The organism is Streptomyces sp. H39-C1, from assembly GCF_027158125.1.
Lineage (GTDB): Bacteria > Actinomycetota > Actinomycetes > Streptomycetales > Streptomycetaceae > Actinacidiphila > Actinacidiphila fildesensis.
Genome location: NZ_JAPVLS010000029.1, coordinates 1 through 24,347, shown reverse-complemented (window position 1 = coordinate 24,347; position 24,347 = coordinate 1). Strand labels below are relative to the sequence as shown.

At 70.3% G+C, this 24,347-nt stretch carries 19 protein-coding genes and 1 tRNA gene; 7 read left to right on the top strand and 13 right to left on the bottom strand.

Going from position 1 to position 24,347, the window contains the following annotated elements:
* Window positions 1-96: 96 nt before the first annotated feature.
* A complete protein-coding gene (locus tag O3W51_RS20390) occupies window positions 97-1,572 on the top strand; it encodes a cellulose binding domain-containing protein (protein WP_269287126.1) in 1,476 nt (491 codons plus the stop codon).
* Window positions 1,573-1,688: 116 nt separating this feature from the next.
* Here the strand turns inward: O3W51_RS20390 and O3W51_RS20385 are convergent, their stop codons facing one another.
* From O3W51_RS20385 to O3W51_RS20370, 4 genes are all read right to left on the bottom strand, one after another.
* Window positions 1,689-3,158, bottom strand: a complete 1,470-nt coding sequence (locus O3W51_RS20385; RefSeq protein ID WP_138357986.1) for a glycoside hydrolase family 1 protein — start codon at window positions 3,156-3,158, stop codon at window positions 1,689-1,691.
* Between the two features lie 56 nt (window positions 3,159-3,214).
* Window positions 3,215-4,126 (bottom strand): carbohydrate ABC transporter permease, encoded by a 912-nt coding sequence (locus O3W51_RS20380; protein ID WP_138357984.1) that lies wholly within the window; start codon window positions 4,124-4,126, stop codon window positions 3,215-3,217.
* 4 nt (window positions 4,127-4,130) lie between these two features.
* The gene (locus O3W51_RS20375) at window positions 4,131-5,141 is read right to left on the bottom strand and encodes a carbohydrate ABC transporter permease (RefSeq protein ID WP_269287125.1); all 1,011 of its coding nucleotides are present in this window, start codon (window positions 5,139-5,141) and stop codon (window positions 4,131-4,133) included.
* 123 nt (window positions 5,142-5,264) lie between these two features.
* A complete protein-coding gene (locus O3W51_RS20370) occupies window positions 5,265-6,611 on the bottom strand; it encodes an ABC transporter substrate-binding protein (protein ID WP_138355045.1) in 1,347 nt (448 codons plus the stop codon).
* A 260-nt stretch (window positions 6,612-6,871) separates the two neighbouring features.
* Here O3W51_RS20370 and O3W51_RS20365 point away from each other — a divergent pair, with 260 nt between their 5' ends.
* A complete protein-coding gene (locus O3W51_RS20365) occupies window positions 6,872-7,930 on the top strand; it encodes a LacI family DNA-binding transcriptional regulator (RefSeq protein WP_138355046.1) in 1,059 nt (352 codons plus the stop codon).
* A 136-nt stretch (window positions 7,931-8,066) separates the two neighbouring features.
* Here the strand turns inward: O3W51_RS20365 and O3W51_RS20360 are convergent.
* The 3 genes from O3W51_RS20360 to O3W51_RS20350 all read right to left on the bottom strand — a co-directional run bounded on the left by O3W51_RS20360 (window position 8,067) and on the right by O3W51_RS20350 (window position 10,095).
* Window positions 8,067-8,139, bottom strand: a tRNA-His gene (locus tag O3W51_RS20360).
* A 67-nt stretch (window positions 8,140-8,206) separates the two neighbouring features.
* Window positions 8,207-8,809, bottom strand: a complete 603-nt coding sequence (gene orn / locus O3W51_RS20355; protein ID WP_138355047.1) for an oligoribonuclease — start codon at window positions 8,807-8,809, stop codon at window positions 8,207-8,209.
* Window positions 8,810-8,814: 5 nt separating this feature from the next.
* Window positions 8,815-10,095: a helix-turn-helix domain-containing protein gene (locus O3W51_RS20350; RefSeq protein ID WP_164295473.1), complete on the bottom strand. Its 1,281-nt coding sequence runs from the start codon at window positions 10,093-10,095 to the stop codon at window positions 8,815-8,817.
* A 1,029-nt stretch (window positions 10,096-11,124) separates the two neighbouring features.
* On the opposite strand from O3W51_RS20350, the gene O3W51_RS20345 reads away from it, so the two are divergent.
* Window positions 11,125-11,646 (top strand): universal stress protein, encoded by a 522-nt coding sequence (locus O3W51_RS20345; RefSeq protein WP_138355048.1) that lies wholly within the window; start codon window positions 11,125-11,127, stop codon window positions 11,644-11,646.
* A 303-nt stretch (window positions 11,647-11,949) separates the two neighbouring features.
* Here the strand turns inward: O3W51_RS20345 and glmS are convergent, their stop codons facing one another.
* Together glmS and O3W51_RS20335 are read right to left on the bottom strand one after the other, a co-directional pair.
* The gene (gene glmS, locus O3W51_RS20340) at window positions 11,950-13,764 is read right to left on the bottom strand and encodes a glutamine--fructose-6-phosphate transaminase (isomerizing) (RefSeq protein ID WP_138355049.1); all 1,815 of its coding nucleotides are present in this window, start codon (window positions 13,762-13,764) and stop codon (window positions 11,950-11,952) included.
* Between the two features lie 95 nt (window positions 13,765-13,859).
* Window positions 13,860-14,135, bottom strand: coding sequence for a hypothetical protein (locus tag O3W51_RS20335; protein ID WP_138355050.1), 276 nt, complete (start codon window positions 14,133-14,135; stop codon window positions 13,860-13,862).
* 177 nt (window positions 14,136-14,312) lie between these two features.
* Here O3W51_RS20335 and O3W51_RS20330 point away from each other — a divergent pair, with 177 nt between their 5' ends.
* Window positions 14,313-16,019, top strand: coding sequence for a beta-N-acetylhexosaminidase (locus O3W51_RS20330; RefSeq protein ID WP_269287124.1), 1,707 nt, complete (start codon window positions 14,313-14,315; stop codon window positions 16,017-16,019).
* 57 nt (window positions 16,020-16,076) lie between these two features.
* Here the strand turns inward: O3W51_RS20330 and O3W51_RS20325 are convergent, their stop codons facing one another.
* Genes O3W51_RS20325 through O3W51_RS20310 form a run of 4 tightly spaced genes read right to left on the bottom strand, consistent with a single transcriptional unit; the run spans window position 16,077 to window position 21,770 of the window.
* Window positions 16,077-17,243, bottom strand: coding sequence for an acyl-CoA dehydrogenase family protein (locus tag O3W51_RS20325; RefSeq protein ID WP_164295410.1), 1,167 nt, complete (start codon window positions 17,241-17,243; stop codon window positions 16,077-16,079).
* A 2-nt stretch (window positions 17,244-17,245) separates the two neighbouring features.
* Window positions 17,246-18,184 (bottom strand): hydroxymethylglutaryl-CoA lyase, encoded by a 939-nt coding sequence (locus O3W51_RS20320; protein ID WP_138355052.1) that lies wholly within the window; start codon window positions 18,182-18,184, stop codon window positions 17,246-17,248.
* On the bottom strand, window positions 18,181-20,142 hold the full coding sequence (locus tag O3W51_RS20315) for an acetyl/propionyl/methylcrotonyl-CoA carboxylase subunit alpha (RefSeq protein WP_138355117.1): 1,962 nt from the start codon (window positions 20,140-20,142) through the stop codon (window positions 18,181-18,183). Before O3W51_RS20315 ends, O3W51_RS20320 begins: the two co-directional genes overlap by 4 nt.
* 14 nt (window positions 20,143-20,156) lie before the next feature.
* Window positions 20,157-21,770 (bottom strand): carboxyl transferase domain-containing protein, encoded by a 1,614-nt coding sequence (locus O3W51_RS20310; protein WP_138355053.1) that lies wholly within the window; start codon window positions 21,768-21,770, stop codon window positions 20,157-20,159.
* 84 nt (window positions 21,771-21,854) lie between these two features.
* Here O3W51_RS20310 and O3W51_RS20305 point away from each other — a divergent pair, with 84 nt between their 5' ends.
* The 3 genes from O3W51_RS20305 to O3W51_RS20295 form a co-directional block, all read left to right on the top strand.
* Window positions 21,855-22,466, top strand: coding sequence for an SACE_7040 family transcriptional regulator (locus tag O3W51_RS20305; RefSeq protein ID WP_138355054.1), 612 nt, complete (start codon window positions 21,855-21,857; stop codon window positions 22,464-22,466).
* A gap of 64 nt (window positions 22,467-22,530) precedes the next feature.
* Complete coding sequence (locus tag O3W51_RS20300; protein ID WP_269287121.1) at window positions 22,531-23,688, top strand: acyl-CoA dehydrogenase family protein; 1,158 nt, start codon at window positions 22,531-22,533, stop codon at window positions 23,686-23,688.
* A gap of 10 nt (window positions 23,689-23,698) precedes the next feature.
* Window positions 23,699-24,347: acyl-CoA thioesterase (locus O3W51_RS20295; RefSeq protein WP_269287120.1), on the top strand; the 649-nt coding region annotated here is incomplete at its 3' end.

Sequence of the window (24,347 nt, the reverse complement as noted above, 5' to 3'; positions counted from 1 at the left end):
ATAAGAACCCCAACCCCCGCTGTGGTCAGGGCTTTTGTCCGTTCCGCCCGCGCTAGCGTCGTGCCGCACCCCGCCCCCCACGAAAGGCAGGCCGGTATGGCCAGCACGCATCGCCGTCGACCCGGGTTCACGACCAAAGCGATCGGTGGCCTCGTCGCCGCGGGTGTCGTGGCGGGAGGCGCCTTCGCGCTGGCCGGGTCAGCGAGTGCCGCCCCGGTCGGCGCCGCCTACACCAAGACGAGCGGCTGGACCGGTGGCTACACCGGGCAGTACGAGATCACGAACTCCTCGGACAAGGCGTTGTCCGGCTGGACCCTGTCGTTCGACCTGCCGGCCGGCACCACGCTGAGCTCGCTGTGGAACGGCAGGTTCACCGCGAACGGCCAGCACATCACCGTGAAGCCGGAGGGCTGGAACGCCACCGTGGCGCCCGGCGCGAAGGTCGACGTCGGCTTCGTGGCGGCGTCCGGCGGCACCGCCGCGGACCCGGTCAACTGCCTGATCAACGACGCCAAGTGTTCGGTGGACTCCGGCCCGACCGCCACCCCCAGCGGCCGTCCGACCGTGACCGCGAGCCCGACCGCCTCGCCCACCCCGACGAAGACCGCGTCGCCGACCCCCACGAAGACCAGCACGCCGACCCCCACCCCCACCAAGACCGGCGGCACCACCCCGGTCGCCGGCGCGGGCTTCTCGCCGTACATCGACACCTCGCTGTACCCGGCCTTCGACATGGTCAGCTCCGCGAAGAGCACCGGCGTCAAGCAGTACAACCTCGCCTTCATCACCTCCGGCGGCGGCTGCACCCCCAAGTGGGGCGGTGTGACGGACCTCGGCTCCGACGCGGTGGCCGGCCGGATAGGCGCGCTGCGGGCGGCGGGCGGCGATGTCCGCGTCTCGTTCGGCGGGGCCTCGGGCTCCGAACTGGGCACGGCCTGCACCTCGGTCGGCGATCTGACGGCCGCGTACGGCAAGGCCGTCGACCAGTTCAAGCTGACCAAGGTCGACTTCGACATCGAGGGTGGCGCGCTCCCGGACACCGCGTCCAACAGCCGCCGCGCGCAGGCCATCGCCGCGCTCCAGAAGAGCCACAGCGGACTGGACGTCTCGTACACCCTCCCGGCGATGCCGACCGGTCTGACGCAGGACGGCATCAACCTGCTGGCCGACGCCAAGAAGAACGGCGTGAAGATCTCGGCCGTCAACATCATGGCGATGGACTACGGGCCCGCGTTCAACGGCGACATGGGCCAGTACGCGATCGATGGCGCCACGGCGACGCAGGCTCAGGTGAAGAGCGTGCTCGGCCTGTCGGACGCGGCCGCCTGGAAGGCGGTGGCGGTCACCCCGATGATCGGTGTGAACGACGTCAACACCGAGATCTTCACGGTGGACGACGCAACGCAGCTGGTGGACTTCGCCAAGTCGAAGGGCCTGGGCTGGCTGTCGATGTGGTCCTCGACGCGTGACAAGCAGTGCCCCGGCGGTGCGAAGAACTTCGCCGATGCGAGCTGCAGCTCGATCGTCCAGGGCGATCTGGCCTTCACCAAGGCGTTCGCCTCCTTCGGCTGATCGCACGGCCGACCGCAGGACGCAGCGGCCCACCGGCGGGGGTTCCCGCCGGTGGGCCGCTGCCGCGTGAAGTGGTGTCGACGGCACCCTCGAACCCCCGCACCACCCCGCGTCTCTTACGGAGCGTCAGGCTCCGTGATCTCACCCGTGCGCGCGACCTGGGCGTACCAGTGGGCGCTGGATTTCGGGATGCGGTTTTGGGTGGCGTAGTCGACGTAGACGGCGCCGAATCGTTTGCTGTAGCCGTAGGACCATTCGAAGTTGTCCATGAGTGACCACAGGAAGTAGCCGCGGACGTCGGCGCCGTCGGCCATCGCGCGGTGTACGGCCGCGAGGTGTCCGCGCAGGTAGTCGATGCGCCGTGGGTCGTTGACGGTGCCTTCGGGGGAGACGTAGTCGTCGAAGGCGGCGCCGTTCTCGGTGACCATCAGTGGCAGGCCGGGGTTCTCCTGGGCGGTGCGGCGCAGCAGGTCGTACAGTCCGCTGGCGTCGACGGCCCAGCTCATCGCGGTGGTTTCGCCGGGTGGGAGGTGGAAGGCGACCTGTTCGGAGCCGGGCCAGGGGGAGTGCGCGCTGGCGCCGTGGCCGTCGAAGCGGGCGGCCTCGGTCCCGTCGGGGGCGGGCTGCGGGCCCGAAACGACGGTGGGCGTGTAGTAGTTGATGCCCAGCAGGTCGATGGGGCGGGAGATCTCGGCGAGGTCGCCGTCCCGTACCAGGGTCTGCCAGTCGACGAGGTGCGCGGTGTCGTCCAGCAGGTCCTCCGGGTACCCGCCGTGCAGGATCGGGCCGGTGAAGATCCGGTTGCCGACGGCGTCGATCCGGCGTGCCGCGTCCAGTGCCGCCGTCGAGCCGTCGAGCGGGCGCACCTGGTGGAGGTTGAGGGTGATCGAGGTCCGCGCGGTGGCGGGGAGTGTGGAGCGCAGGACCCCGATCGCCCGGCCGTGGGCGAGATTGAGATGGTGGGCCGCCTTCAGCGCGGCGTCCGGTTCGGTGCGGCCGGGGGCGTGGACGCCGGATCCGTAGCCGAGGAAGGCGGAGCACCAGGGTTCGTTGAGGGTGGTCCAGTACGGGATGCGGTCGCCGAGTGCGCCGGCCATGATCGCGGCGTAGTCGGCGAAGCGTTCGGCGGTGTCGCGCACCGTCCAGCCGCCGACGTCCTCCAGATCCTGCGGCAGATCCCAGTGGTAGAGGGTCGCGACCGGGGTGATGCCCTTGTCGAGGAGCTCGTCGGCCAGCGCGCGGTAGAAGTCCAGGCCGCGTTGGACGGCGGGGCCGCGGCCGGTGGGCTGGACCCGCGACCAGGAGATGGAGAAGCGGTAGGCGCCCAGGTGGAGGCCGGACATCAGGGCGACATCGTCGCGGAACCGGTGGTAGTGGTCGGCCGCGATGTCGCCGGTGTCGCCGTTGTGGACCCGGCCCGGAGTGTGGCTGAAGGTGTCCCAGATGGAGGGGGTGCGGCCGTCTTCGGCCACGGCGCCCTCGATCTGGTACGCGGCGGTGGCCGCGCCCCAGACGAAGCCGGGCGGGAAACGGAGCAGACCGGCCGGTGCGGCCTCGGTCTCGGTCTCGGATCGGACAGCGGTCATACGGGGGCACTCCCAAAAGGTGAGCGGGACAGGTGCGGGCGTAGGGCTTCGGGAGGTCAGCTCTTGACGGCGCCGGCGGTGATGCCGCCCACGATGTGTTTGCCGAGCAGCGCGAAGACCAGCAGCAGCGGCACGGTCGCGATCAGCGCGCCGGTCAGCACCACCGCGTGGTCGATGGTGTGGTCACCGGAACCGAGCCCGGCCAGCGCCACCTGCACGGTGGGGTTCTGTTGGTTCAGTGCGATGAACGGCCAGAAGAAGTCGTTCCAGGACTGGACGAAGACCAGCATCCCCAGCACCGCCATGGCCGGCCGCGCGATCGGGAAGACCACGTGCCACACGATCCGCAGGCTGTGCGCCCCGTCCACCCGGGCCGCCTCGATCAGCTCGATGGGCAGCGCCTCGGCCAGGAACTGCCGCATGAAGAACACCCCGAACGCCGCCACCAGCGACGGCAGGATCACCGACTGCAGCCGGCCCACCCAGCCCAGATCGGTGATGATCTGGTAGAGCGGGATCACGCTGAGCTGCGGCGGGATCGTCATCGTCGCCACCACCAGGGTCAGCAGCCCGTTGCGGCCCCGGAAGCGCAGCTTCGCGAAGGCGAAGCCGGCCAGCGTGGCGAACAGCACCGTGCTGAGCGAGACGAACCCGGCCACGATGGTGGAGTTGATCAGCGCCTGGCCCATGTGGACCTGGTCCCAGGCGATCTTCAGGTTGTCGATCAGATGGGAGCCGGGCAGCAGCTCGGTCGGCGGCTGCACGATCTGGGTGTCGGTGCTGGAGGCCGCGACCACGGTCCAGTACAGCGGGAAGAGCGAGACCAGCGCCGCGACCACCAGGACCACGTACGTGACGGGCCCGGCGTGGTCCTGCCGTCCGGCGCGGGCCGAGAAGCGCCGCCGTTTGGGCGGGGCGGGAGTGGGCCCTGACCGGTGCGCGGCCCGTTCCGCGACTGCGTGTGCCATGAGGTCAGCCCCCCAGCTTCCTGCGGTTGACCCGCGTGATGATCAGTTGGACGGCGCCCACGAGCAGCAGGATCAGGAGCATCACCCACGCGACGGCCGACGCCTGTCCCAGCGCCCCGTTCTGCCAGCCCTTCTCGTACATGTAGAGGCTGAGCGTCTGGTACTGGTGCGCCGATCCGCCGCTGACGCCCAACCCGCCGCCGAACAACATCGGTTCGCCGAACAGCTGGGTCGCCCCGATCGTCGAGACGATGATCGTGAACAGGATCGTGGGACGGATCGAGGGGATGGTCACGCTGAGGAACTGCCGCCAGCGCGACGCCCCGTCCAGCGCTGCCGCCTCGTACAGATCACCCGGCACGGCCTGCATCGCGGCCAGGTAGATCAGCGCGTTGTACCCCGTCCACCGCCAGGTCACGATCGTGGAGATGGCGATCTGGGACGGCCACTTGTCGGCCTCCCACTGGATGTGGTGCACCCCGAAGTGGCCGAGCAGCTGGTTGACCATCCCGTAGTCGGGGTTGAAGAGCTGGACGAAGACCAGCGAGGCCGCCGCGATCGACGTCGCGTACGGGGCCAGCACCGCGACCCGGAAGAACCCGCGCGCCCGGAGCTTGTAGTTCAGGAGATGGGCCAGCCCCAGCGCCATCAGCAGCTGCGGGACGGTGGAGATCACCCCCAGCGAGAACGTGTTGCGCAGCGCGTTCCAGAAGAACTCGCTGTCCCACAACCGGGTGTAGTTGTCGAACCCGCGCCACTGCGCGGTACCGCCCAACTCCACCTGATGGAACGAGAGCCAACCCGTGTAGATCAGCGGAAAGAGCCCGAACGCGGCGAAGCAGACGAAGAACGGGGCGATGTACGCGTACGGCGTCGCCTTCAGATCCAGGCGGTACAGCCGCGAGCGCCAGGAGTGGCCGGCGGGCGTGCCGGGGGTGCCCGGTGGTGCGGGGGCGGGGGCGGGCCGGGCCGGCGGCGGACTGCCGTCGGCCGACGCCCTGACGGAGGTGGCCACGAGTGGCGTCCTTCCCGGTCGGGTCAGTCGGTCGGTCTCGGTCGGGACGGTCGGTCACGGCCGGATCAGCGTCGTGGGGCGGGCCGCCCGGCAGGAGTGGGCACTGCGGGGCGGCCCCGCCGGCTACTGGTCGATCTTGTCCTTGACCAGCGCCTGCACGGTGGACCACGCCTTGTCCTTGGACGTGCCGTGCTGCTCGATGTCGAGCAGCCCGTTGTCGGTGATGTACGTCTTCACCTGGCCGTCGTAGCGGCCGATCGGCGCCGGGGTGACGCCCTTGGCAATGGCCGTGTAGACCTTCCCGATCGGCGCGGTGCCGAAGTACGGGTTCGTCGCGTCCGTCACGGTCGGCGAGTCGAGACCGGCCTTGGTGGACGGGATGTTGCCGTTCTTGGCGAACACCTTCGCCTGCTGCTCGGGCGCGGTCAGCCAGGCGGCCAGCGCGGTCGCCTCAGCGGTGTGCTTGCCCGCCTTGGGCACGGACAGGAACGCACCGCCCCAGTTGCCGGACTCCGGCGCCGCGGCGATGTCCCACTTCGCCGTATTGGCCGGACCCGCCTGCTCCTTGATGATGCCGGTCATCCAGCTGGGGCAGGCGATCGTGGCGAACGTCGAGTTCTTGAACGCCGCGTTCCAGGTGCCCTTGTCGTCGAACTGCCGCAGCTTGGCGCTCAGACCCTGCTGCGCCGACTCCACCGCCAGGTCCCACGCCTTCTTCACACCCGGGCTGGTGTCGTAGATCAGTTTGCCCTGGTCGTCGGAGTACTGCTGCGCCTGACTGGAGACCACCGCGTTGAAGACACCGCTGGCGGAGTCGGTGAAGGACACCCCGGCCGGCGCCTTGGCCTTGAACTGCTGACCAACAGCGATGTACTTGGCCCAGTCGCCCGCCCACAGCGCGGCGACCGCCTCACGGTCGGTCGGCAGACCGGCCTTCTGGAACAGGTCCTTGCGGTAGCAGACCGCCATCGGGCCGACGTCGGTGCCGAGTCCGATCACCTGGCCGCTCTTCGTGGTGGCCTGCTTCTCCTTCCAGTCCAGCCACTTGGTGGTGTCGACCCCGGTGGCCTTGCCCAGGTCGACGAACCGGTCGCCGAGCGTGGCGGTCGCCTCGGCGATGAAGCCGACCTCGATCGCCTGGACGTCGGCCAGCCCGCTGCCCTGCGACAGGTGCAGCTTCAGCGCGTCCCAGTACTTCTGGCCGTCGGCGACGTTGTCCTCGACGATCGTGATGTTCGGGTGCAGCTGGTGGTACTCCGCGAACAGGGCCGCGCCCGTCTTGTCGTCGTAGCCGAACGAGCCGAAGTCGCCGACGTGCAGCGTGATGTTCTCGGTTCCGGTGCTGCCCTTCTTCCCCGAGTCCGAGCTGCTGTCGCTGCTGCAGCCGGTGATCAGGGTCGCGCAGGTCGCGAGCCCCGCGACCGCTATCAGTGCGGTCCGACGGGCGCGAGTGCCGCTGGAAGTGCGCATTCCACTCTCCTTGTCCAGGGTGGGTCTGGCGTTCGTTCTGACGTCCGGGCGTGCGACGAGGTGTGGGAGCGCTCCCACGAAGGCTTGCCGGAACAGTCCTGCCTCGGAGGGGGAAGTGTCAAGGCATGAAGTCGTTTTCGTTGCCGGAACGTGTCCGGACCGGACCTTCGATCACTTCTTGAACGAAACCGGCACCGCACGGCCGCTATCGTGAGAGATCGTGGGAGCGCTCTCACGCACGGTGCGTCCGAGCGCCTAGGATGGCGCGTCAGCCATGTCGGGAGGCGGAAGTGACCGTGAACGGTCGGCACAGCGGACGGCCCACGCTCGAAGAGGTCGCCGCACGCGCCGGGGTGGGCCGCGGCACGGTCTCCCGGGTCATCAACGGCTCCCCCCGGGTGAGCGACCGGGCCAAGGCCGCCGTCGAGGTCGCCGTCGCCGAGCTGGGGTACGTCCCCAACCGCGCCGCCCGCGCCCTCGCGGGCAACCGGACGGACGCCATCGCGCTCGTCATCCCCGAACCCGAGACCCGGCTCTTCGCCGAGCCGTACTTCTCCGACATCATCCGCGGTGTCGGCGCCGAGCTCGCCGACACCGACATGCAGCTGCTGCTGACGCTGATCCGAACCCCCAAGGAACGCTCCCGCTTCGCCCAGTACCTCAGCGCCCACCGGGTCGACGGCGTTCTGCTCGTCTCCGTGCACGAGGACGACCCGCTGCCGGACCTGCTGGAACAGCTGGACATGCCCGCCGTCCTGAACGGCCGGCGCTCCGACCTGGAGTCCGTGTCCTACGTGGACTCCGACAACGTCGGCGGCGCCCGGTCCGCCGTCGGCTATCTGCTCGGCCGCGGCCGCCGTGCCGTCGCCACCATCACCGGCCCCGTCGACATGTACGTCGCCCGCTGCCGTCTCGACGGCTACCGCCAGGCCGTCGGCGCGGCGGGCCTGGGCGACGACGCCTCGCTCGTCGCCCGCGGCGACTTCACCGAGGAGGGCGGCCGGCGCGCGATGCGCGAGCTGCTCGCCCGGCGGCCCGACGTGGACGCCGTCTTCGCGGCCTCCGACGTCATGGCCTCCGGCGCGCTCCAGGTCCTGCGGGAGGCCGGCCGGCGGGTCCCCGACGACGTGGCGCTCATCGGCTTCGACGACTCCGTCATCGCCCGCCATACGGACCCCGCCCTCACGAGTGTCCGGCAGCCCATCGAGGAGATGGGCCGCACCATGGCCCGCGTCCTCCTGGAGGAGATCGCGGAACGCACCTCGGTGCGGCGGCATGTGGTGCTCGCCACGGAGCTGGTACGGCGGGACTCGGCGTAGCGGGGTCCGCGTTCACCGGAAAGTGTGACGTCGGACACAGGGCGAACGGCGCCGCCCCGACCCCCACCGGGCCCCCGGGACCCAGGACATGACGAAGGCCCGGTCTGTTCTCACAGACCGGGCCTTCGTCGTTCAGGGTGAGTGACGGGACTTGAACCCGCGGCCACCTGGACCACAACCAGGTGCTCTACCAACTGAGCTACACCCACCATGTCCGGCGCTTCTCGGCGCCGACCTGAAGAAGCATACAGGGTCCGGGAGGGTGCTCGCCTCAGGCTATTCGGCAGCCAGGACGTGCTTGGCCGCGATGGCCCGGGCGGTGTCGGTGTCCGGGCCGGGCTGCGGCACGAAGACGGCCTCGCGGTAGTAGCGCAGCTCCGCGATGGACTCGCGGATGTCGGCCAGGGCGCGGTGGTTGCCGTTCTTCTCCGGGCTGTTGAAGTACGCCCGGGGGTACCACCGGCGGGACAGCTCCTTGATGGAGGAGACGTCCACGATCCGGTAGTGGAGGTGCTGTTCGAGGGCCGGCATGTCCCGGGCGAGGAAGCCGCGGTCAGTGCTGACCGAGTTTCCGCACAGCGGGGCCTTGCGCGGTTCCGACACGTGCTCGCGCACGTAGTCGAGCACCAGCTTCTCGGCCTCCTCGAGCGTCACACCGCCCTCGAGCTCCTCCAGGAGCCCGGAGGCGGTGTGCATCTCGCGTACGACGTCGGGCATGGTCGTCAAGGACTCGGCGGGCGGGCGGATGACGATCTCCACCCCCTCGCCGAGAATGTTCAGCTCGGAGTCGGTGACCAGTGCGGCCACCTCGACGAGCGCGTCATGGGCCAGGGACAGCCCGGTCATCTCGCAGTCGATCCACACCATGCGGTCGTTCATGGGTCTCACCCTAAGGGGCGATCGCGTGGACCAGGCATAGCCGGGTTGCGGCCGCGTGCGATGCGCTCCGCGCGCAGCCGCCCCCTGATGATGCCGTCGGAGCCGTCCATGCGGCTCTGCTCGGGCACCCGAGGGGCGTACACGTCGGAGTCGGGCTTGCCCGGCACCGTCAGGAGCTGTGGCGTGCCCCGGCGGGGCGGCAGGTGCTCGGCCGGCGCGGGTGGCCGCTCCGGGTCGTCCTGCGGGCGCCGGGCCCGGTACGCGGCCCGGTAGGAGGCGGGCGACGACCCGAGCTGGCGGCGGAAGTGCCCGCGCAGCGCGACGGGGGAGCGGAAGCCGCAGCGGCCCGCCACCTCGTCCACCGAGAAGTCGGACGTCTCCAGCAGCCGCTGCGCCTGCAGCACCCGCTGAGTGATCAGCCACTGCAGCGGGGCACTGCCGGTGAGCGACCGGAACCGCCGGTCGAAGGTCCTGCGGCTCATATAGGCGCGAGCCGCGAGGGCCTCCACGTCGAACTGCTCGTGCAGATGCTCCAGCGCCCAGGCGACGACCTCGGCCAGCGGGTCACCGCCGATCTCTTCTGGTAATGACCTGTCGAGGTGGCGCTGGCTGGAGGGCCAGTCACTGCGGCGCGGCGGCACGACGAGCCGCCGGGCGAGCGCGTTCGCCGCCTCGGCGCCGTGGTCGGTGCGTACGACATGCAGGCAGAGGTCGATTCCGGCCGCGGTGCCGGCCGAGGTCAGTACGTCTCCGTCGTCCACGAAAAGCTCCCGGGGGTCCACATGCACGGAGGGATAGCGCTTGGCCAAGGTGGGCGCGTACATCCAGTGGGTGGTCGCGGGGCGGCCGTCCAGAAGCCCCGCGGCGGCCAGTACGAACGCCCCTGTGCACAGGCCGATGATCCGGGCGCCCTCCTCATGGGCCCGGCGCAGCGCGTCGAGGGCCTCGGGAGGTGGTGGTTGGGAGATCGAGCGCCAGGCGGGCACCACTACGGTGCCGGCCCGTGACAGCGCTTCGAGTCCGTACGGGGCGCTGAGTTCCAGGCCCCCTGTGGTGCGAAGTGGCCCGTCCTCGCCGGCGCAGACCAGCAGCCGGTAGCGGGGCACGCCCGCGTCCTGCCGGTCGATGCCGAACACGGAGAGCGGGATGGAACTTTCGAAGATCGGCCCGCCGCTGAACAGCAGCACGGCGACAACTTCGGCACGCCGCCGCGCGGACAGTTTGCGAGTGGCGCGGGACGACGCTGACGGTGCTGAGGATCCGGCTGATGGCGACAGGTTCTCCATCGCCGTACCGGTCCTGGACTCCTGGCTCATCATGGAGCTCAAGCCCCCCTCGATCGACGCGGCCCCTCGGTCCTGCACGTTTCCCCCGCCGTATTTCCCAAGATCGAATCTACTGTGTTTGGTGTGTCAGATGAGGCAGTTGTGAATACTTCACCACCTGGCGCTAAGTCGACTTGACCACGTGGCGTGAAGCATTCGATCACGAAGCGTTCCACTCACCGGGCCTGCTGGGAAGTACGCCTCTGGCTCCCGCGGTGGCCTACGACGCTCCTCGCGCCCCCTGGAGCCGTTTCATTGCAGGTGGCAGACGTGTCAGCAAGCGCTTTGACCAACAGGGGTACTGCGGCCAGAAGTTGGCTGAAAAACATACGCACCGATGTGCACGCCCCTGGACGGCACCCCGGTGTGCGCCCCCTGGCCAGCCAACCGCCCCGGTGCGCCCCTCACGGCCGCCGGCGTCATCGGGGCGCTATCGGGCCATTTGCCGGTCCCTCGCCGGACCGGTGTCTTGTTCACGCCGGTGCCGCGGAGAATTTGGTTTGCGCGGGGGGCGATGTTCGTGCGGTGCACCCCCGGCAAGGCGTCCCGCGCAGGTCTGGGGTGCTCCGCACATCGCTCCGGGGTGTCTCCAGGGGAGCCCTCGGGCCGCTCCGGAAGACCCCTTGAGCCGTTCTGGAGCCGCCCTGGACCCGTTCTGGAGCCGGCCCGCCCGCGACGGCCGCTCCCGCCGCGCGGATTCGTCCGGCCGGATGACGGCACGACGTTGCGCTCACGGCCGGGCTCCGGCATTCTCCTGGAAACTCCGGGTACGTAATGCCTGCGAAGGCTCGACGAGTCTGTGCAGGGATGCGTCTCCGCCGTACTCTGGAGTGACCAGGGTCGGAAGCCTCGAACTGGCCGAAACCAGTCAGCCTCGCGGCCCCCGTCAGGGTATTACCGAAGACGCAGCGAAGCTCGCTGTGACGACTGCAGCACCGCCGTTGTCCGCCGGTCGGCGTCCCCACGCCGCCCTTGTCGAGAAACCGCATCATGGCCGGTTATGAGCTCCCTGAGCCCGCTGAAGGCAAGCCGCTCGCCGAATCGGCGGCGCTCCCCGAAGCGGCCCCCGAGCTGCGCTCGTCCTGCGACCCGGCCTTCCGGCACGGTGTCGTGGTGGGATTCGACGGTTCGGTCTCCAGCGAGCGGGCGCTCGCCTACTCGATCGGCATGGCCCGGCGACTGGGCTCGGCTCTGATCATCGTCCATGTGGCCAACCGCCTCCCGGCCACGGTCTGGGCGGGCTGCGAACCACCGGTCTTCGTCGACGTCCCCGACCACAGAACCGAGGTCCTGGGGCTGGAACTCGCCTGCGCCGACCACCTCGCCGAGGTCCCCTGGATCCTCGTCGAACGCGGCGGCGACATCTGCCACGAACTGGAGGAGGTCGGCCGCGAGTACGAGGCCGACGCCATCGTCGTGGGCGGCACCCAGGGCATCATCGGCCGCATCTTCGGCTCGGTAGCAGGCCGCCTGGCGCGCCGGGCGCAACGCCCGGTCATCGTCATCCCGTAGAACGCCCACGGGAGAGCACCCAGGGGAGCGCCACCACAGCCACACCCACCACCGGCCGTCACCTGGCTCGCAGACCCATCCCGCAAACCGTCGGGGCATCAGGCCGACGCCCCGGACCCTGTGCGCTGTGATCCCTTACGGCCCACGTTCCCGCAGGTCGGAGGGGACGCGAGGGAGCCGGGGCCGCAGGGGTGGGTTTCGAAATGCTGCCGAGCTATTTGTGGGCCGCCAGGCCCGTAAATAGTCGATTTCGAAACCCACCCCGGAGGACCCGGCCCCCGCACCCACCACCAACCCGCAGGCCTACTCCACCGTCACGGACTTCGCCAGGTTCCGCGGCTTGTCGATGTCACGCCCCATCGCCTTCGCCGTGTGGTAAGCGAACAACTGCAGCGGAATCCCCATCAGAATCGGATCCAGCTCGACCTCGTTCTTCGGCACCACGATCGTGTGGTCCGCCTTCTCCTGCACCTGGTGCGCCACCGCCAGAATCCGCCCGCTCCGCGCCTTGATCTCCTCCAGTGCCGCCCGGTTCTTCTCCAGCAGATCGTCGTCCGGCACGATCGCCACCGTCGGCAGCGCCGGCTCGATCAGCGCCAGCGGACCGTGCTTCAACTCGGAGGCCGGGTACGCCTCCGCGTGGATGTAGCTGATCTCCTTGAGCTTCAACGAGGCCTCACGCGCCACCGGATAGCCCCGCACGCGCCCGATGAACATCATCGACTTGGCGCCCGCGTACTCGGCGGCCAGCTTCTCGATCTCCGCCTCGCCCTCCAGCATCTCGGCGATCTGAGCGGGCAGCTTCCGCAGCCCCGCGATGATCCGCTTGCCGTCCGCGACCGACAGGTCGCGGATCCGGCCCAGGTGCAGCGCGAGCAGCGCGAACGCGACGACGGTGTTGGTGAAGCACTTGGTGGAGACGACGCAGACCTCGGGGCCGGCGTGCACGTACACGCCGCCGTCCGTCTCGCGGGCGATCGCCGAGCCGACGACGTTCACCACACCCAGCACCCGCGCGCCCTTGCGCTTGAGCTCCTGGACGGCGGCGAGCACGTCGTAGGTCTCGCCGGACTGGGAGACCGCGATGTAGAGGGTGTCGGGGTCGACGACCGGGTTGCGGTAGCGGAACTCGGAGGCGGGCTCGGCGTCCGAGGGGATGCGGGCCAGCTCCTCGATCATCTGCGCGCCGATCTGGCCCGCGTGGTACGACGTGCCGCAGCCGAGGATCTTGATCCGGCGGACGCTCCGCGCCTCGCGCGGGTCGAGGTTCAGCCCGCCCAGGTGCACGGTGGAGAACCGGTCGTCGATACGGCCGCGCAGCACGCGGTCGACCGCGTCGGGCTGCTCGGAGATCTCCTTGTGCATGTACGTGTCGTGGCCGCCCATGTCGTACGACTCGGCCTCCCACTCCACGGTGGTCGGCGTGGCCGAGGTGCTGGAACCCTCGGTGGTGTACGTGCGGAAGTCGTCGGCCTTGAGGGTGGCCATCTCGCCGTCGTCGAGGGTGACGACCTGGCGGGTGTGGCTGACCAGCGCGGCGACGTCCGAGGCGACGAACATCTCCTTGTCGCCGATGCCGAGCACGACGGGCGAGCCGTTGCGGGCGACGACGATGCGGTCGGGGAAGTCCTGGTGCATGACGGCGATGCCGTAGGTGCCCTCGACGCGGCGCAGCGCTTCCTGGACCTTGGCCTCCAGGGTGTCGGCCTGCGAGCGGCCGATGAGGTGCACGACGACCTCGGAGTCGGTCTCGGAGGTGAACTCGACGCCGTCGGCGATCAGTTTGGCGCGCAGATCGTCGGCGTTGTCGATGATGCCGTTGTGGACGAGGGCGACTTTGCCCTCCGCGTCAAGGTGGGGGTGCGCGTTCTCGTCGTTCGGAGCGCCGTGCGTGGCCCAGCGGGTGTGCGCGATACCGGTGGTGCCGGCGAAGCGCTTGGGGATACGGGCCTCCAGCTCGCGGACCCGGCCCTTGGCCTTGACCGTCTTGAGGACCCCGGACTTTCCGGTGATGACGACGCCCGCCGAGTCGTAGCCCCGGTACTCCAGCCGCTGCAGGCCTTCCAGCAGCAGTGGAGCCACGTCGCGCTTACCGATGTATCCGACGATCCCGCACATATGGTCGTCCCTCTCCGTCGTGAGTCAGTCGTACGTCAGCAGGTGGTGCCGCACCCGCACGCGGGCACCAGGTGTTTCCGGTGTGTCAGCCTGTGTCAGCCGTAGACGATGCGGCGCAGTTGCCGCAGGGAGAGCTCCGGCGGAGCCACCGCGCGGTACGGCAGCTCCTCGGTGATCCGCTCGAAGATCACCGCGTTGACCAGGCCCTTGGCCTGGAGCTCGCGGTGCCGGCGGCGGACGAACAGCTCTGTCGTCTCGTCGAAGTACGCCAGCACGTCCTGGATCACCCGGACCGCCTCACCGCGGTGCAGCGGTGTGGTGCGGACCAGGTGGTCGACAAGGTCCTCATGGGACGTCTGGCGGTCGGGCATCCGTCGATACTGGTGTGATCATCGCCCGTTTGCAAGAATCCTGCCCGATTTCGGGCAGGAGGTGGATCCGGGTGAGCCAAAAGCGTGGGGAATTGGTCTACACCTTGACCACTCCGGGGGCGCACGGTACCCAAGTGGCATCGGTACTCTCCGCCGCCCGCTGAAGGGAATCCCCCTGTGAGACGACCCAGCGTTCGGAACAATCTGCCCCAGATCCTGTGCTCGTTGCTGCTGATCAGCGCCACTGCCTGGGCCACCGCCCCGGCCGCGCCGGCCGCCTCGGCCGCCTCCGCCTCCGGAGCCGACGCCTCGTCGGCCGTCCTGGAGCGGGTCGTCCCCGCCCCGGCCTCCGTACAGTCCGGCGGCGCCTCCTATGCCATCGGCGCCGGCACCCGCATCCACGTGCCCGGGAACTCCGACGAGGTGCGGAAGGTCGGCGACTACCTCGCGGGCGTGCTGCGGCCGTCCACCGGATACCCGCTGCCCGTCGTCGCGGACGACGGAGGCAGCGACGGCATCGTGCTCAGGCTGGGAGCGACGATCAGTGGTGCGGGCAGCTACAACGCTGCCGGCGCCAGGTCGGACGGGGCCAAGGCGGACGGCGCCGAGGCGCCCCACGACACGGTCGTGGCCCTCGGAGCGGAGGGGTACCGGCTCGTCGTCTCCGGGCAGTCGGTGACCATCGGCGCCGAGCAGGCCGCCGGGCTGTTCCACGGCGTGCAGACGCTGCGCCAGCTGCTCCCCGCCACGGTCGAGAAGCGCACCGTGCAGAGCGGCCCCTGGAACGTGCCGGGCGGCACCATCACGGACGCGCCGCGCTACGCCTACCGCGGTGGCATGCTCGACGTCTCGCGGCACTTCTTCTCCGTCGCGCAGGTCGAGCGGTACATCGACCAGCTCGCCCTCTACAAGATCAACCAGCTGCATCTGCATCTGTCGGACGACCAGGGGTGGCGGATCGCCATCGACTCCTGGTCGCGGCTGGCCGCCTACGGTGGCAGCACCCAGGTCGGCGGGGGACCCGGCGGCTCGTACTCGAAGGCCGACTACCGCGAGATCGTGCGCTACGCCGCGAGCCGCTATCTGACGGTGGTGCCGGAGATCGACATGCCCGGCCACACCAACGCGGCCCTCGCCTCCTACGCGGAGCTGAACTGCAACGGCATCGCCCCGCCGCTCTACACGGGCACCAACGTCGGCTTCAGCTCGCTGTGCGCCGCCAAGGACGTCACCTACCGGTTCGCGGACCAGGTGCTGGGGGAGCTGGCCGCCCTCACCCCGGGCCCGTATCTGCACATCGGCGGCGACGAGGCGCACTCCACCAGCCACGCCGACTACGTGACGTTCATGGACAAGGTCCAGCCGATCGTCACCAAGTACGGCAAGACCGTGATCGGCTGGCACCAGCTGGCGGGCGCGCACCCGGTCGCCGGGGCCGTCGGCCAGTACTGGGGCACGAAGGGCAGTGAGAAGGAGGTCGCGGACGCGGCCAAGGCCGGAATGCGGCTGATCCTCTCGCCCGCCAACCGCGCCTACCTGGACATGAAGTACAACGCCTCCACCCCGCTGGGCCAGGCCTGGGCCGGCCTGGTCGAGGTGAAGGACTCCTACAACTGGGACCCCGCCACCTTCATCAAGGGCGCACCCGCCTCCGCCGTCCTCGGCGTGGAGGCGCCGCTGTGGACGGAGACCATCGTGACCAGCGCGGACTCCGACTACATGACCTTCCCGAGACTGCCGGGAATCGCCGAGATCGGCTGGTCCCCGGCAGCCACCCACCAGTGGGATGCCTACAAGGTGCGGCTCGCCGCCCAGGGCCCGCGCTGGACGGCGCTGGGCATCGGCTACTACCGGTCGCCCCAGGTGCCCTGGCCGAGCAGCTGACGGCCGGCCGGCGGCGGACGGTCACCCACGACCGCCCGCCGCCGGCTCGTCAGCCCCTCAGCCCGTGAGCCCCAGCTCGCGGGCGATGAGCATCCGCTGGACCTCGCTGGTGCCCTCGCCGATCTCCAGGATCTTGGAGTCCCGCCACATACGGGCCACCGGGTACTCGTTCATGAAGCCGTATCCGCCGTGGATCTGGGTGGCCTCACGGGCGTTGTCCACGGCGACCGTCGAGGAGTAGAGCTTGGCGATCGCCGCCTCGTTCTTGAACGGCTCGCCGCGCACCAGCCGGGAGGCCGCGTCGCGCCAGCCGACACGGGCCATGTGGGCGCGCATCTCCATGTCGGCGAGCTTGAACTGGATCGCCTGGTTCGCACCGATCGGCCGGCCGAACGCCTCCCGGGTCTTCGCGTACGCCAGGGACTCGTCGACGCAGCCCTGGGCCAGCCCGGTGGCCAGCGCCGAGATCGCGATCCGGCCCTCGTCGAGGATCCGCAGGAACTGCGCGTAGCCGCGGCCCTCCTCGCCGAGCAGGTTAGCGGCCGGGACCCGGCAGTCGGAGAACGACAGCTCACGGGTGTCCGAGGCGTTCCAGCCGACCTTGGAGTACGGAGCCGCGACACCGAAGCCCGGCGTGCCCGAGGGCACGATGATCGACGAGATCAGCGGTCGTCCGTCGTCCTTGCGGCCGGTGACGGCGGTGACCGTGACCAGACCCGTGATGTCGGTACCGGAGTTGGTGATGAAGCACTTGGTGCCGTTGATCACCCATTCGTTCGTCGCCTCGTCCAGCCGGGCGGTGGTGCGCGTGCCGCCGGCGTCGGAACCGCACTCGGGCTCGGTCAGCCCGAACGCGCCCAGGATCTCCCCGGAACACATCCGCGGCAGCCACTCGCGCTTCTGCTCCTCGGTGCCGAAGCGGAAGATCGGCATCGCGCCCAGCGAGACGCCCGCTTCGAGGGTGATGGCGACGGACGAGTCCACCCGCGCGAGTTCCTCGAGGACGATGCCGAGGGCGAGATAGTCGCCGCCCATGCCGCCGTACTCCTCGGGGAAGGGCAGGCCGAACAGGCCCATCCGGCCCATCTCACGGATGATCTCGTACGGGAACTCATGGTTCTCGTAGAACTCCCCGATCTTCGGCGCGATCACGTCGTGCGCGAACGCCTCGACGGTGCGGCGCAGTTCCTCGTGCTCGGGGGCGAGGCGGTGATCGATCGACATGACTACGGCTCCTGGTGGGAGAGGGCGCGGACGGTGCGGGAGGGGCTTGGCCTCCCGAGCTGCTCCGCCATCCACACGCTTGTGGCGGTGAGGCGGTCGAGGTCGACCCCGGTGTCGATACCGAGGCCGTTCAGCATCCAGACGAGGTCTTCTGTGGCGAGGTTTCCGGTGGCGCTCTTCGCGTACGGGCAGCCGCCGAGGCCGCCCGCGGAGGCGTCGACGACGGTCACCCCCCGCTGGAGGGCGGCCAGGGTGTTGGACAGCGCCTGGCCGTAGGTGTCGTGGAAGTGCACGGCGAGCCGGTCCGTCGGGACCCCCTGCTCCACCAGCGCGGCGAGCAGCGCGGTGACATGGCCGGGGGTGGCGACCCCGATCGTGTCGCCCAGGCTCAGCTCGGTGCATCCCAGGTCGTACAGCCGGCGGGCGACGGCGGCCACCTGCTCCACCGGGACCGGGCCCTCCCACGGGTCGCCGAAGCACATGGAGAGATAGCCGCGCACGGTGGCCCCGGCCTCCCGGGCCTTGGCGACGACCGGCTCGAACATGGCGAGGGACTCGTCGACGGTCCGGTTGAGATTGGCCTTGGCGAACGACTCGGTCGCGCTGCCGAAAACCGCGATCTCCGAGACGCCGAGCGCCAGGGCGCGTTCCAGACCGCGTTCGTTGGGGACCAGCACCGGCAGATGCGCGTCCACATCGGCCAGCAGCGGCATCAGCTCGGCGGCGTCGGCCAGTTGGGGCACCCACTTGGGGTGCACGAAGCTGGTCGCCTCGATCGTGCCGAGGCCCGCGGCGGCCAGCCGGTGGATGAACTCGGCCTTCACCGCCGTCGGGACGGTCGTCTTCTCGTTCTGCAGCCCGTCGCGCGCGCCGACCTCGTGGATCCTGACCCGCGCGGGCAGTCCGGACGCCGGTACGGACATGGGCAGACCGTTGGTCATGACTCCTCCCGGGGAGCGACGACGGCGAGCACCTGGTCCATGGCGACGGTGCTGCCGGGGGTGACGTCGATCTCGGTGACCGTGCCGTCGTGGGGAGCGGTGATGACGTGCTCCATCTTCATCGCCTCGACGACCAGCAGGCTCTGGCCCGCGGTCACCTCGTCCCCGGTCGCGACCTTGACGACGGTCACGGTGCCGGGCATCGGCGCGGTGAGCGCGCCGGTGCCACCGGCGCCCGCGCTGCCGCTCAGGGCGGCCGCGACGGGGTCGTGGTCCGCGACGTGCCAGCTGTCCCCGTCACGGCCCAGCCAGGCGCCCGCGTGGTGGAAGGAATGGGTGGCGCCGTCCCAGTGCAGGACGCCGCGTCCGCCGTCGGTGACCAGGCGCGCGGGGACCGCCGGGGCGTCGCCCACCCGGACCTCGTTCCCGCGGACCCGGACGGCCAGCGGTTCGTGTCCGGGCACCCGCAGATGGTGGGTGGTCCAGGCCGGCTCGCCGCCCAGCCGCCAGCCGTCGGCAGCCGAGAACGGATCGGTCCAGGTGGTGGCGTCCGACGTGGGGAGCAGGGCGGCCTGGCGCAGCAGCGCCGCGGCCGCGTAGACCTCGGGCGGGACGTCCGGTGAGATCAGCGAGCCGACCTCGCGCTCGACCAGTCCGGTGTCGAGGACTCCGGAGACCACCTCCGGGTGGGCCAGCAGCCGCCGCAGGAAGCCCGCGTTGGTGGAGACACCCAGGGTGACGGTGCCGGCCAGCGCCGCGCGCAGCTTGCGCAGCGCGGTGGCGCGGTCGGGCCCGTACGCGATGACCTTGGACAGCATCGGGTCGTACAGGCTGCCGATCTCGGTGCCCTCGGCGAGCCCGGAGTCGGTGCGGACCCCGTCGCCCTGCGGTTCGTGGAGCGACAGCACGGTCCCGCCGGAGGGCAGGAAGCCGCGGGCCGGGTCCTCGGCACAGATCCGGGCCTCGACGGCGTGGCCGGTGAGGGTGACGCCCTCCTGCCCGAACGGCAGGTGCTCGCCGGCGGCGACGCGCAGCTGCCACTCGACGAGGTCCAGGCCGGTGATCAGTTCGGTGACGGGATGCTCGACCTGGAGGCGGGTGTTCATCTCCATGAAGCAGTACGCGGAGGGGTCCGCGCCCGGGACGATGAACTCGACGGTGCCCGCGCCGACATAGCCGCAGGAGCGGGCGGCCTGCACGGCGGCCTCGCCCATCGCCGCACGGGTGGCCTCGTCCAGGAGCACGCTGGGCGCCTCCTCGATCACCTTCTGGTGCCGGCGCTGCAGCGAGCACTCCCGCTCGCCCAGGTGGACGACATTGCCGTGGGCGTCGGCCAGCACCTGGATCTCGATGTGCCGCGGCCGGTCGATCCAGCGCTCGACGAGGAGGGTGTCGTCGCCGAAGGAACCACGGGCCTCGCGCCGGGCGGCGGCGATCTCGTCGCCGAGCAGCGTCTCGTCCCGCACCAGCCGCATGCCCTTGCCGCCGCCGCCCGCGGACGGCTTGAGCAGGACCGGCATGCCGATCTTCTGTGCCTCGCCGATGAGTTGGGTGTCGGTGAGACCGCTGCCGGACGAGCCCGGGACGACCGGGACACCGGCCTCCAGGACGGTCGCCTTGGCGCGGATCTTGTCACCCATCAGCTGGATCGCCGAGGCCGGCGGTCCGATGAAGACGAGCCCCGCGTCGGTGCAGGCCTGAGCGAAGGCGGCGTTCTCCGCGAGGAAGCCGTAGCCGGGGTGGACGGCCTGCGCCCCGGTTCGGGCGGCCGCGCGCAACTGCTCGTCGATGGAGAGGTAGTTCTCGATGCGGACCGCGGTGTCGGCCTCGCGGACGTGCCGGGCGTCGGCGTCGGCGTCGCTGAACACGGCGGCCGAGCGCACGCCGAGGCGCCGCAGCGTGCGGATCACCCGGACGGCGATCTCGCCGCGGTTGGCGATGAGGACGGTGTCGAACATGGTCATCTCTGTCCTCACATCCGGAAGACGCCGTAGCCGGGCTCACCCAGCGGCGCGTTGGCGCAGGCGGTGAGCGCGAGGCCCAGGACCGTGCGGGTCTCCAGCGGGTCGATCACGCCGTCGTCCCAGAGCCGGGCGGTCGCGTAGTAGGCGTTGCCCTGGGTGTCGTACTGGGCCCTGATCGGGTCCTTGAACGCGGTCTCCTCATCGGGAGCCCACTCACCGCCCGCCGCCTCGATCTGGTCGCGCTTGACGGTGGCGAGCACGGACGCGGCCTGTTCGCCGCCCATCACGGAGATCTTGGCGTTGGGCCACATCCACAGGAAGCGCGGTGAATAGGCCCGTCCGCACATCGAGTAGTTGCCGGCGCCGTACGAGCCGCCGATGACGACCGTCAGCTTGGGCACCCGGGCGCAGGCCACCGCGGTGACCATCTTGGCGCCGTGCTTGGCGATGCCGCCCGCCTCGTACTGGCGGCCCACCATGAACCCGGAGATGTTCTGCAGGAAGAGCAGCGGGATGCCGCGCTGGTCGCACAGCTCGATGAAGTGCGCGCCCTTCATGGCGGATTCGGCGAAGAGGATGCCGTTGTTCGCGATGATGCCCACCGGGTGGCCGTGCACATGGGCGAAGCCGGTGACGAGCGTCGTGCCGTACTCCGCCTTGAACTCGGCGAAACGGCTGCCGTCGACGATCCTGGCGATGACCTCGCGCACGTCGTACGGGGTGCGGGAGTCGACGGGCACCGCGCCGGTGAGCCCTGCGGGGTCGACGGCGGGTTCCTCGACCGGGTCGAGGTCCCAGGGGCGGGGGACCCGCGGGCCGAGGGTGGACACGATGTTCCGCACGATGCGCAGCGCGTGGGCGTCGTCCTCGGCCAGGTGGTCGGTGACGCCGGAGATCCTGGAGTGCACCTCGCCGCCGCCGAGCTCCTCGGCGGTGACGACCTCGCCGGTCGCGGCCTTCACCAGCGGCGGCCCGCCCAGGAAGATCGTGCCCTGGTTGCGGACGATCACCGCTTCGTCGCTCATGGCGGGGACGTACGCGCCGCCGGCCGTGCACGAGCCCATCACCGCGGCGATCTGCGGGATGCCGCGGGCCGACATCGTCGCCTGGTTGTAGAAGATCCGACCGAAGTGGTCGCGGTCCGGGAAGACCTCGTCCTGCCGGGGCAGGAAGGCGCCGCCGGAGTCGACCAGATAGACGCACGGCAGCCGGTTGTCGAGCGCGATCTCCTGCGCCCGCAGGTGCTTCTTCACCGTCATGGGGTAGTACGTGCCGCCCTTGACCGTGGCGTCGTTGGCGACGACCACGACCTCACGGCCGGAGACCCTGCCGATACCGGCGACGACGCCGGCGGCCGGGGCCTGGCCCTCGTACATCCCGTCGGCGGCCAGCGGGGCGAGCTCCAGGAAGGGCGAGCCGGGGTCGAGCAGCCCGTCCACCCGGTCGCGGGGCAGGAGCTTGCCGCGCGCGGTGTGCCGGGCGCGGGCCTTCTCGCCGCCGCCGAGCCGGGCGGCGGCGAGCTTGTCGCGCAGCCGCGCACTCAGTTCGGCGTGCGCCGCCGCATTGGCGCGGTAGGTCTCCGACGCCGGATCGGCGGCGCTGGAGAGGACGGGTGCTGCCATGTGTCGGGCCCCCGGAAGTTAGCGAGCGTTAACGTGGTGACCTTCACGTTAACGCTCGCTAACGGGATTGTCTAGACTCGTTCCATGCACCCCACGAAGGCGACCGAGAACCGCCGCGACCAGATCCTCCGGGAGGCCGCCCGGCTCTTCGCCGAACGCGGATTCCATGGCGTCGGTGTGGACGAGATAGGGGCCGCGGTCGGCATCAGCGGACCCGGCCTCTACCGGCACTTCGCGGGCAAGGACGCGATGCTCGCCGAGCTGCTCGTCGGTATCAGCGGCCGGCTGCTCACGGCCGGGAAGGCCCGGGTCGCCGAGGCCAACGACCCGGCCGGAGCACTGGACGCGCTGGTCCGCGGCCATATCGACTTCGCGCTCGACGACCGCCCGCTGATCACCCTGCACGACCGCGAACTGGACCGGCTGCGCGACTCCGACCGCAAGCTGGTGCGCCAGCTCCAGCGGCAGTACGTCGAGCAGTGGGTGGAGGTCGTCCGGCAGGTGCGTCCTGCCGCGCCCGAGCCGCAGGTGCGGGCCGCCGTGCACGCGGTCTTCGGACTGCTCAACTCCACCCCGCACCTGGGCGCGCACAGCGGGCTCCCGGACCGGAACGACACGGCGGCGCTGCTGCGCCGGCTGGCACTGGGCGCACTGACGGCTCTGGACAGCATGGACGACCGGCGAGTAACTTACTGAGCGCTTGCTTATTTTTCCGGACCCCGTCCCGGATCCCATGTCTCAGGCCCAGAGGAGGCGCGAAGTGCGTCGTACGGTGTTCAACGAGGACCACGAAGCGTTCCGCGAGACGATCCGGGACTTCATCGCCGCCGAGGTCGTTCCCGTCTTCGACGAGTGGCTGGCGGCCGGCCAGGCCCCCCGCGACTTCTACCGCAAGCTCGGTGAGCTGGGCGTCTTCGGTATCGAAGTGCCCGAGGAATTCGGCGGCGCCGGCGAGACCAGCTTCAAGTTCCAGGCCGTCATCACCGAGGAGTGCGCCCGCGCGGGCGTCAGCTTCGGCGGCAGTGGCGTGCACACCGGCCTCTGCCTCCCGTACCTGCTGGCCTACTGCAACGACGAGCAGAAGAAGCGCTGGCTCCCGGACTTCGTCTCCGGCGACATGATGACCGCCATCGCGATGACCGAGCCGGGCACCGGTTCCGACCTGGCCGGCATGAAGACCACCGCCAAGCTCTCCGCGGACGGCACGCACTACGTCCTCAACGGCGCCAAGACCTTCATCACCGGCGGCGTGCACGCCGACCGTGTCATCGTCTGCGCCAGGACCGCCCCGGCCACCCCCGAGGACCGCCGCGCGGGCATATCGCTGCTGGTCGTCGACACGAAGTCCGAGGGCTACGCCGTCGGCCGCAAGCTGGAGAAGCTCGGCCTCAAGACCTCCGACACCGCCGAGCTGTCCTTCACCGACGTGAAGGTGCCCGTCGAGGACCTGCTCGGCGAGGAGGGCAAGGGCTTCTCCTACCTCGGCCAGAACCTGCCGCAGGAGCGGATCGCCATCGCCGTGGGCGCGTACGCGCAGGCCTCCGCGGCCATCGGCTTCGCCAAGGCGTACGTCCAGGACCGCACCGTCTTCGGCCAGTCCGTCGCCTCGTTCCAGAACACCAAGTTCGTGCTCGCCGACTGCAAGGCCGAGGTGGACGCGGCCCAGGCCGTCGTCGACCGCGCCCTGGACGCGCACGACGCCGGTGAGCTGACCGCCGCCGACGCCGCCTCCGCCAAGCTGTTCTGCACCGACGTCGCGGCCCGCGTCATCGACAAGTGCCTGCAGCTGCACGGCGGCTACGGCTACATGCTGGAGTACCCCATCGCCCGCCTGTACGCGGACAACCGCGTCAACCGCATCTACGGCGGCACCAGCGAGGTCATGCGCTCCATCATCGCCAAGTCGATGGGCCTGTGAGCGCGACCCTGTGAACACAGCGCTGACGTCCCTGCTCGATCTGCTCGATCTGGAGCGGATCGAGCAGGACATCTTCCGCGGCATCAGCAGGTCGGCGGTCGTGCCACGGGTGTTCGGCGGCCAGGTCGCCGCCCAGGCGCTGGTCGCGGCGGGCCGCACCGTCCCCGAGGACCGGGCCGCGCACTCCCTGCACGCGTACTTCCTGCGGCCGGGCGACCCCGGCGCGCCGATCGTCTACCAGGTGGACCGGATCCGGGACGGCCGCTCCTTCACCACCCGAAGGGTGGTGGCCGTTCAGCACGGGCAGCCGATCTTCCATCTGTCGGCGTCCTTCCAGGAGCACGAGGAAGGGCTCGAGCACCAGGAGCCCATGCCGCCGGCGCCGGACCCCGAGTCGCTGCCCACCGCCGAGGAACTGCTGCCCGCCCACGCGGACAAGTTCCCCGACCCCAAGGTCATCGACCGTCTCCTGGAAGCGCGGGCCGCCGTCGACCTGCGGTACGCGGAGGACCCGCCGTTCCTGGTCGCCGGGCAGGGCCCGCGCGAACCGCGCTCCCAGGTGTGGTTCCGCACCCGGGGCAAGCTCGCGGACGACCCGCTGCTGCACGTCTGCCTGGCCACGTACGTCTCGGACATGACGCTGCTGGACTCGGTGCTCC

Excerpts from the sequence above, each read along its gene's own strand:
- O3W51_RS20390 (WP_269287126.1), top strand. The coding sequence starts at position 97 with ATGGCCAGCACGCATCGCCGTCGACCCGGGTTCACGACCAAAGCGATC.
- O3W51_RS20385 (WP_138357986.1), bottom strand. The coding sequence starts at position 3,158 with ATGACCGCTGTCCGATCCGAGACCGAGACCGAGGCCGCACCGGCCGGT.
- O3W51_RS20380 (WP_138357984.1), bottom strand. The coding sequence starts at position 4,126 with ATGGCACACGCAGTCGCGGAACGGGCCGCGCACCGGTCAGGGCCCACT.
- O3W51_RS20370 (WP_138355045.1), bottom strand. The coding sequence starts at position 6,611 with ATGCGCACTTCCAGCGGCACTCGCGCCCGTCGGACCGCACTGATAGCG.
- O3W51_RS20365 (WP_138355046.1), top strand. The coding sequence starts at position 6,872 with ATGGCGCGTCAGCCATGTCGGGAGGCGGAAGTGACCGTGAACGGTCGG.
- orn (WP_138355047.1), bottom strand. The coding sequence starts at position 8,809 with ATGAACGACCGCATGGTGTGGATCGACTGCGAGATGACCGGGCTGTCC.
- O3W51_RS20350 (WP_164295473.1), bottom strand. The coding sequence starts at position 10,095 with ATGGAGAACCTGTCGCCATCAGCCGGATCCTCAGCACCGTCAGCGTCG.
- O3W51_RS20345 (WP_138355048.1), top strand. The coding sequence starts at position 11,125 with ATGGCCGGTTATGAGCTCCCTGAGCCCGCTGAAGGCAAGCCGCTCGCC.
- glmS (WP_138355049.1), bottom strand. The coding sequence starts at position 13,764 with ATGTGCGGGATCGTCGGATACATCGGTAAGCGCGACGTGGCTCCACTG.
- O3W51_RS20335 (WP_138355050.1), bottom strand. The coding sequence starts at position 14,135 with ATGCCCGACCGCCAGACGTCCCATGAGGACCTTGTCGACCACCTGGTC.
- O3W51_RS20325 (WP_164295410.1), bottom strand. The coding sequence starts at position 17,243 with ATGTCGATCGATCACCGCCTCGCCCCCGAGCACGAGGAACTGCGCCGC.
- O3W51_RS20320 (WP_138355052.1), bottom strand. The coding sequence starts at position 18,184 with ATGACCAACGGTCTGCCCATGTCCGTACCGGCGTCCGGACTGCCCGCG.
- O3W51_RS20315 (WP_138355117.1), bottom strand. The coding sequence starts at position 20,142 with ATGTTCGACACCGTCCTCATCGCCAACCGCGGCGAGATCGCCGTCCGG.
- O3W51_RS20310 (WP_138355053.1), bottom strand. The coding sequence starts at position 21,770 with ATGGCAGCACCCGTCCTCTCCAGCGCCGCCGATCCGGCGTCGGAGACC.
- O3W51_RS20305 (WP_138355054.1), top strand. The coding sequence starts at position 21,855 with ATGCACCCCACGAAGGCGACCGAGAACCGCCGCGACCAGATCCTCCGG.